Raw genomic sequence first — 7,230 nt, 5'->3', positions numbered from 1 at the left:
GCATGGGGTTGTTTTCGATATTTTGGCAGCACGCGCCTGCGACGGCGCCCGGATGGAGCCAACAGGTCGCACGAACGCGCGCCCGATGACAGGCCCCGCGCAATCCGGGGACCTTGCAAACGCGCAGACAGCTCCCGGATTTCGCTTCGCTCCATCCGGGCTACATGTGTCGGGTTCTAGTTCGGCACCGGCCGCTTCTGCGCGGCCTTGGTGTCGGCGTTCTTAGCGTCGGCGTTGACGGTGACCCCGCGCAGCTGGTTGAACGCCGCGGCGAGCGCCTTGTCGTTCTTCTCGTCCGGCGGGACATAGGACTGCGAGCCGGTCTGCTCGGCGCCCTCGGCCGCGAGATGGCCGCGCATCGAGGCCTCGCCCTTGATCTCCGACCGGGTCTTGAACTCGTCCGGCACATCCTGCAGCACCTCGATGTCGGGCTTGATGCCGAGTGCCTGGATCGAATGGCCCGACGGCGTGAAATAGCGCGCCGTGGTCAGCGCCAGCGCGCCATTGCCGGTGCCGAGCGGAATGATGGTCTGCACCGAACCCTTGCCGAACGAGCGGGTGCCGATCAGGGTTGCGCGCTTGTGGTCGTGCAGCGCGCCGGCGACGATCTCGGAGGCCGAGGCCGAGCCGCCGTTGATCAGCACAACGAGCGGCTTGCCCTTGGTCATGTCGCCGCCATGCGCGGTGAAGCGCTGGGTTTCCTCGGGATTGCGGCCGCGGGTCGAGACCACCTCGCCGCGCTGCATCAAGGTCGAGGTCACCGAGACCGCCTGGTCGAGCAGGCCGCCGGGATTGTTGCGGAGGTCGACGACGTAGCCGGTGAGCTTGTCCTGCGGGACCTGCTTCTGGATATCTCCGATCGCCTTGCGCAGCCCTTCGGTGGTCTGCTCGTTGAACGAGCTGATCCTGATATAGCCGATGTCGCTGCCCTCGACGTGATACTTCACCGGACGGACGCGGATGATCTCGCGCGTAATCGAGACCTCGATCGGCTTGTCGGCGTCCTTGCGGATGATCTTCAGCCGGATCGAGCTGTTGGGCGCGCCCTTCATCTTGTTGACGGCCTGGTCGAGCGTCATGCCCTGGATCTGGTCATCGTCGATCGAGGTGATCACGTCGCCCGACATGATGCCGGCGCGCGAGGCCGGCGTGTCGTCGATCGGCGCCACCACCTTGACGAAGCCGTCCTCCATGGTGACCTCGATGCCGAGCCCGCCGAACTCGCCATGCGTGGTCTCCTGCATCTCCGCCCAGCCCTTCTCGTTCATGTAGCGGGAGTGCGGGTCGAGTGAGGAGATCATGCCGTTGATCGCGCCCTCGACGAGCTTGGAGTCCTCGGGCTTCTCGACGTAGTCGGTCTTGACCTTCTCGAACACCTCGCCGAACAGGTTGAGCTGCGAATAGGTGTTGCTGTTGTCGGAATGCGCGGCGGCGTTGGCGACGGCGAAGAGATGCGCGCCCTGCGGCGAGGCCACGAGCAGGGTGAGACACGCGCCCGCGACCGTCCCGAGCAAGAAGCCAACATGTTTGCGCATTATCCGTGATCCCTTCGCTAACGGCCGGCAACGTTTCGCAACATTCGGCCCCACCCCGACGCGGGGCACCACACAACGGCTTTTTGGTCGGATCAAGGCCGCCCCGTCACCGGACCATTACGGTCCTGTCACGGTGCCCGGATCGGCCTCTTGTCAGCTCCCTGTCAGCCTTTCGTCGGCCTTTGGCCCACTCTCCCGCAACCCGTTCTGCCAGGTCGACGGCTGGGTGCCGAATCCGCGCTTGGCCCGCGTGCCCAGCCAATAGCCGAACTGCGGAGGAACGTTGCGGAACGGCCCCTCGACGCCGAGCTTGAGCGCGGCGTCCATCGGCCAGTTCGGGTTATTGAGGATTTCCCGGCCGACCGCGATCAAATCTGCTTGTCTATCACGCAGGATTTGTTCGGCCTGGTCCCCGTGGATGATCAGGCCGACCGCCATCGTCATGATATCGGCATGGGCGCGGACATATTCCGCGAGCGGCACCTGATAGCTGTATTTGATCTCCTTGCCCAGGATCGGCGCCATCTCGCTGATTCCACCAGATGAGCAGTCGATCACGTCGACGCCCTTCGCTTTCAGGATCCTGGCGAGCCGCGCGCTCTGCTCCGGGCCCCAGCCGGCGTTGTCCTCGACCGACAGCCGCACGAACAGCGGCTTGTGATCCGGCCAGTGAACCCGCACCGCCTCGGTGACCTCGATCAGGAAGCGCATCCGGTTGGCTTCCGAGCCGCCATATTCGTCGCTGCGCTGGTTGGCGCGCCCGGAGAGGAATTCGTGCACGAGATAGCCATGGGCGCCGTGCAGTTCCAGCACCTCGAACCCTGCCGCATGGGCGCGCCGTGCCGCATGCCCCCAGGCTGCGACGAGGTCCTTCACCTCATGCGTGTCCAGCGCGCGCGGCACCGGCCAGCGCTCGCTATGGGCGATCGCGCTCGGCGCCACCGGCGTCCAGGCATCCCAATCCTCGATCTCGGCGGTGCGCTCGAGCGGACGATCGCCCTCCCAGGGCCGGCTCGCACGGGCCTTCCGGCCGGAATGGCCGAGCTGGATGCCGGCGACCGCGTTCTGCTGCTTGATGAAGCCAACCAGGCGACTCAGCGGCGCGATGAACTTGTCGTCCCAGATGCCGAGATCGCCGATCGTGCCGCAGCCGCGCCGCTCGACCTTGGTCGATTCGACGATCACGAGACCGGCGCCGCCGGCGGCGAACTTGCCCGCATTCATCAGATGCCAGTCGGTCGGAAAGCCCTTCTCGGCGGAATATTGATGCATCGGCGGCACCACGATGCGGTTCTTCAGCGTGACGCCGCGGATGGTCATTGGCGAAAACAGCAGCTTGTCGGACATCGCTTCCTCATTATGCGTCGTTACCCGGCGCGCGGGACCGATCTTGTGTTTGGCGCGGACGATATACGCACCGCGCGATGGCCGATAGAGGCACGCGGGCGGCCACTCAAACGGGATCGCTGTAGCGGGCCGCGGCACCTTCGCGATGCCTGTTCCCTCGCGGCGATTTTTCGCGCGCACAGGAAATGATGATCGCGAAGCGTGTTGTCCCCCGGTGACCCAGAGGAGGGACACTCATGAGGACCCGCACAATCGCACTGCTCATCGCCGGTGCCATGGCAACCGGCCCGATACTGGCGCAACACGCGGTTGCCCAGAACCTGCAAAACGAGGCCGACAAGGGCGCCAAGACCCGCAACTCCGGTGAATCCGGCTATGTCGGCGATCAGGACAGGCCCGGCGCGGCCGCAACGCCTCCGGGGCGCCCCGACACGGCCGCCGGTTCCCCAAACGCCACGACGTCTCCGAGCGCTCAAAGTTCCGGAACCGGGATCGCCGGCGCGCCCGGCAACAAGAGCGGGCCGCCCGCCAAGCAGGGCACGGTCGGTTCGAACTCGCAGAACCTGCATGTCCAGGAACAGGATCCGTCGAACATCAAGGGACAGCCCGGCAACAAGAGCGGCCCGCCGGCAAAGCGCTAGTTTAGGCTGCGCGCCATGCTGACCAGGCGGCCGTGAACCGGAAGGCGCCGGCAAAGCTCGCTTGGTTTGCTCGGCGCCGGTTCGACACGCGCCGTTGATCGAAAGTGCTCCGATCTATTGTGCGGCCTTCCGGCTCGCGGAGAGGTCGGTCGGGCAATTTGCCCCGCATTCAATCGATTTCTTCTGGTCGGCAACGCGCCACACCAGCAACGCGACCAGGACAATGATGGTGACGGTGAGCTTGGCCAATGCGTCGTGGTTCAATGTCGGCTCCGCAGAACAATCGGCATAACGAAAAATCAGCTGCAAGCAGAAATGTGACCCCGGCGTCCTCGAAGGCCGAATGCTGGGACGTCCACCAGGCCCGCATTCGATTCGGGCCGGCCGACGTCATGATGGTACGGTCTTGGCGCGGTCTGCAAGCTTCTCAGTCTGCATGGCAGCATGGCACGGCCGGCCGCAGCCGGTTGGAACATTGTCATCGGTGTGCGGTTCAGTGGCTGTCCTCTGATTCATTGCCCCAGAGGCACACACCACCTCCTACGGCCCCAGCCGTCACGCTGGGGCCGTAAATCATTGGAGTTGCACGCGGGGACTGCTGCGCGGGGTGAGCGCAGCGGCTTCCGAGAACCACAATCGATTTGCACGGGCGCGCCCGCAACGCGGCTACTTGCCGACCTCGTACACGTCGGGATCGAAGCTCGAGTTCGGATGGGCGAACGCGTGGCGCAGCGCCGGCGACATCGGGACGTTGTAATTGATACCTTTCGGCGGGGTCGGCGCTTCCAGCCATTTCGTGTACATGACCTCGATCTCGGGGCTCTTGTAGAGTTCCGCCGTGGCGCGGTCGGCAAGCGCCTTGAACGGGGTGTCCTCCCTGCGCAGCATGATGCCGAACGGCTCTGCCTTCGAGAACGCCTCCTCGCTGATCATGTAGAGCGAAGGCTGCTTCGACCGCGCGATCGCAACCGCAAGCTGGACATCGTCGAGCGCGTAGGCCTGGGCGCGATCGGTCTCCAGCATCAGGAACGCCTCGGCCTGGTCCTTGGCCGGGAGAACGTTGATGCCGAGCTTGCGTTCGGTGTTGACCTTGATGAGCTGCGTGAGGTTCACCGAACCCGCAACGGCGGTGACGGACTTGCCCTTGAGGTCGTCGATCGTGTTGATCCCTGCGGATTTCTTGGCGGCAAATCGTGTCGCGCTGAGGAAGTGCGTGTTGGTGAAGGTCACCTGCTTCTGACGGTCCGCGCTGTTGGTGGTCGCCGAGCAATGCAAGTCGATCGTGCCGTTGACCATCAGGGGAATGCGGTTCGACGAGGTCACCGGGAGGTAGTCGACGGCGATGTCGGATACGCCGAGCTCCTTCTTCACGGCATCGACGATCTTCAGGCAGATGTCGAGCGCAAAGCCGATCGGCCGCTGATTGTCGTCGAGATAGCTGAAGGGAACGGAAGCCTCCTGAAAGCCGAGCGTGACCTTCTTCGTCTCCTTGATCTTCTGCAGCGTGCCCGACAGCTCCTCGGCCGCCGCGGGGCTTGCGGCGAGCGTGAGGGCGAAGAAGATGGCGGGCAAACGCATCGGCGGCTCCTGTGCGGTGATCAGGCGGCGGTGATAGCGCACGCATGAGCCGGGAGCCAGATGACGGTGTATCTAGCAGCTATCGCACTTTGCTATGGTCCGCCTGCCAAAGTCGCAGCCGCGAAGCATCCCTAGCGCTGCGTCCCACCCTCGAGCAGGCGATCGCCGACCAGGCGGACCGCGCCACGGGTCCAGGAATAATCGGCGCCCATCCGCAGGCCGCTGTCGCCGCGTGAGAGGACCGCGCCGCTGCGGGCGTCGCGCAGCTGGAAGCCGATCGTGTATTCGGTCCGGCTGACCCGCCTGATCACGCCGATCAGCGATTGATCAGCGCCGAGCTTTTGCGCGATCGCCGCCTCGCAGCCGTCACAGTCGCGCAGCGCACGCGCCTTGACGGGCTCTGCGGTCGCGCCGCCGGTATCGACCAGGTGGTAGCGGCCCGACTGCGCAAGCCGGTCGCGCACGCCCTTGGTCACATCCGCGAGGTAAGCCGCATCGGCGTCGGCAAGGCCGGACGCGGTTGCCGCGGAGGTGTTCTCAAGCTCGAATTCGAACACCGCAAGCCCGATCGGCGCCGCAGTGGCGGACTGCGCCGGCGGAAGCACGCCCGCGAGAACGCCGCGCACCTCGCGCGACACGAACATCCGCGCATGGTCCCATGCCTCGTCATTGTCGCCGCGAAACGTGTAGAGCTTTTCGTACAGCACGCGGCTCCCTTCAACATCGATGACCGCCACCTTGGCCCACTGCACCAGCGTGCTCATCTTCTGCACGCCGCCGACCACCTTGATCCGGGCCTCGCCTGCGGGCGCCGCTGCGGGCACCAGGCGATAGCGCGGCTCCGCGGCGACGTCGGCGCGCAGCGCGCGCATGAACGCGTCGAGCCGCTTCTGGTGCGCGACAGTCTGATCGATGACCTCGCCCGAGGTGTCGACATAGCTGAAATCGTCGATGCTGACGCCAAGCGGGGATGCCACCGCCGTGCCGACTTCGGCGCGCAGAGGACAGGGTCCGGCCAGAAGGCCGATCAACGCGAGGGCGTGCACGACAAGACGGTATTGACGCATAGTCTGGGCCTTTCGGATGCGGGCGCGGGCGGGTCGGTCGCATCCTGGGCCAATAGGCCTCCGCGCCGCAGCGGAGTGCCTCCCGCCCGGTGCCGGGAAAATTTCACGACGATGGTCCGCGCCCAAAGAACGCCTATGGCAGCGCTTCTCGGCGCCTCCGTTCTGCCGTTTAATGTGCGTGGCGGCCCTGCCCGCGATCGCGCGCCGAAGCCCGCCTTCGATCTTGAGGATACGCCAATGTGGAATTGGTCCGGAAGCGATCTGAAACTGCGGCTGACGTTGCGCGTGGCGATCGTCTCGACGCTCTGCTTTGCCGTCATCTCCGGCTATTTCCTGATCGAGGCCGACCGCTCGGTGCGCGGGCGGATCGCGGCCGTTGCCGATGTCGCCGCCAAGACGCTGGAGCTGCAGCAGAGCAAGATCCAGTGGCTGAACAATGCGCGCTCCGAATTTCCCGATCTCGACAGCGTTGCCGCCTCGGTCATGACGCCGGGACTGTGCCTCGCCTTTCGCAGCAATAGCGGCGAGATCAGCCAACGCTTCTGCGGCGGCGCGCAGACTGACACGGCCGCGCCGCCGCTGGCCTTCGCGGCGCTCTATCGCCGCCTGTTCGATCCCGGACGCGAGGCGGTACGGCAGGTCGTTTCGCGCGGCAACGCCATCGGCGAGGCCGTGGCCTGGATTGATCCGGCGGTGCCGACCGCCGAGGCCTGGCACGATGCCGGCCGGCTGATGGCGGTGTTCATGATCGCACTGCCGCTGCTCTGCGCCCTGGTCTATGCGGCGCTGGCGCGGGCGCTGCGTCCGACGCGGCAGATCCGCGACGGGCTCGAGCGGATCGCCGCAGGCGATCTCGCCGCGCGCCTGCCGCCGTTCGATCTCGCCGAACTGTCGGCGATCGGCGACGTCTTCAACCAGCTCGCCGAGCGCCTCGCCGCCGCGCTTTCCGACCGCAACGCGCTGACGCAGAAGCTGATCCTGGTGCAGGACGAGGAGCGCCGCCACCTCGCGCGCGAGCTGCATGACGAGTTCGGGCAGTCGCTGGCCGCCATCCGCGCGCTC

The 7,230-nt window shown here is 65.8% G+C and carries 6 protein-coding genes and 1 pseudogene; 2 read left to right on the top strand and 5 right to left on the bottom strand.

The window, feature by feature from the left end; genetic code table 11:
* Window positions 1-176 precede the first annotated feature (176 nt).
* Together AKL29_RS13420 and AKL29_RS13415 are read right to left on the bottom strand one after the other, a co-directional pair.
* Complete coding sequence (locus AKL29_RS13420; RefSeq protein WP_050384517.1) at window positions 177-1,535, bottom strand: S41 family peptidase; 1,359 nt, start codon at window positions 1,533-1,535, stop codon at window positions 177-179.
* A gap of 153 nt (window positions 1,536-1,688) precedes the next feature.
* Window positions 1,689-2,882, bottom strand: coding sequence for an NADH:flavin oxidoreductase/NADH oxidase (locus AKL29_RS13415; protein ID WP_050384596.1), 1,194 nt, complete (start codon window positions 2,880-2,882; stop codon window positions 1,689-1,691).
* 455 nt (window positions 2,883-3,337) lie between these two features.
* Here AKL29_RS13415 and AKL29_RS44780 point away from each other — a divergent pair.
* A pseudogene (locus tag AKL29_RS44780) lies at window positions 3,338-3,523 on the top strand (hypothetical protein); the annotation flags it as partial.
* A 114-nt stretch (window positions 3,524-3,637) separates the two neighbouring features.
* On the opposite strand, the gene AKL29_RS42815 reads toward AKL29_RS44780, so the two are convergent.
* From AKL29_RS42815 to AKL29_RS13400, 3 genes are all read right to left on the bottom strand, one after another.
* The gene (locus tag AKL29_RS42815) at window positions 3,638-3,787 is read right to left on the bottom strand and encodes a hypothetical protein (RefSeq protein ID WP_018271828.1); all 150 of its coding nucleotides are present in this window, start codon (window positions 3,785-3,787) and stop codon (window positions 3,638-3,640) included.
* A 402-nt stretch (window positions 3,788-4,189) separates the two neighbouring features.
* Complete coding sequence (locus tag AKL29_RS13405) at window positions 4,190-5,101, bottom strand: amino acid ABC transporter substrate-binding protein (protein ID WP_050384595.1); 912 nt, start codon at window positions 5,099-5,101, stop codon at window positions 4,190-4,192.
* Window positions 5,102-5,232: 131 nt separating this feature from the next.
* The gene (locus tag AKL29_RS13400) at window positions 5,233-6,168 is read right to left on the bottom strand and encodes a DUF3280 domain-containing protein (RefSeq protein ID WP_050384516.1); all 936 of its coding nucleotides are present in this window, start codon (window positions 6,166-6,168) and stop codon (window positions 5,233-5,235) included.
* 237 nt (window positions 6,169-6,405) lie between these two features.
* Between AKL29_RS13400 and AKL29_RS44775 the strand changes: the two genes are divergently transcribed.
* Window positions 6,406-7,230 (top strand): HAMP domain-containing protein (locus AKL29_RS44775; RefSeq protein ID WP_244482007.1); only part of this gene is annotated, 825 nt, incomplete at its 3' end.

Origin of the sequence: Bradyrhizobium pachyrhizi, from assembly GCF_001189245.1 — a bacterium.
In the GTDB taxonomy this organism is placed as follows: domain Bacteria; phylum Pseudomonadota; class Alphaproteobacteria; order Rhizobiales; family Xanthobacteraceae; genus Bradyrhizobium; species Bradyrhizobium pachyrhizi.
Note: the sequence above shows the minus strand (reverse complement) of the source record. Positions and strands in the feature narration are given on the sequence as shown.

Coding starts and splice junctions, on each gene's coding strand:
- AKL29_RS13400 (WP_050384516.1), bottom strand. CDS start 6,168: ATGCGTCAATACCGTCTTGTCGTGCACGCCCTCGCGTTGATCGGCCTT.
- AKL29_RS13420 (WP_050384517.1), bottom strand. CDS start 1,535: ATGCGCAAACATGTTGGCTTCTTGCTCGGGACGGTCGCGGGCGCGTGT.
- AKL29_RS13405 (WP_050384595.1), bottom strand. CDS start 5,101: ATGCGTTTGCCCGCCATCTTCTTCGCCCTCACGCTCGCCGCAAGCCCC.
- AKL29_RS13415 (WP_050384596.1), bottom strand. CDS start 2,882: ATGTCCGACAAGCTGCTGTTTTCGCCAATGACCATCCGCGGCGTCACG.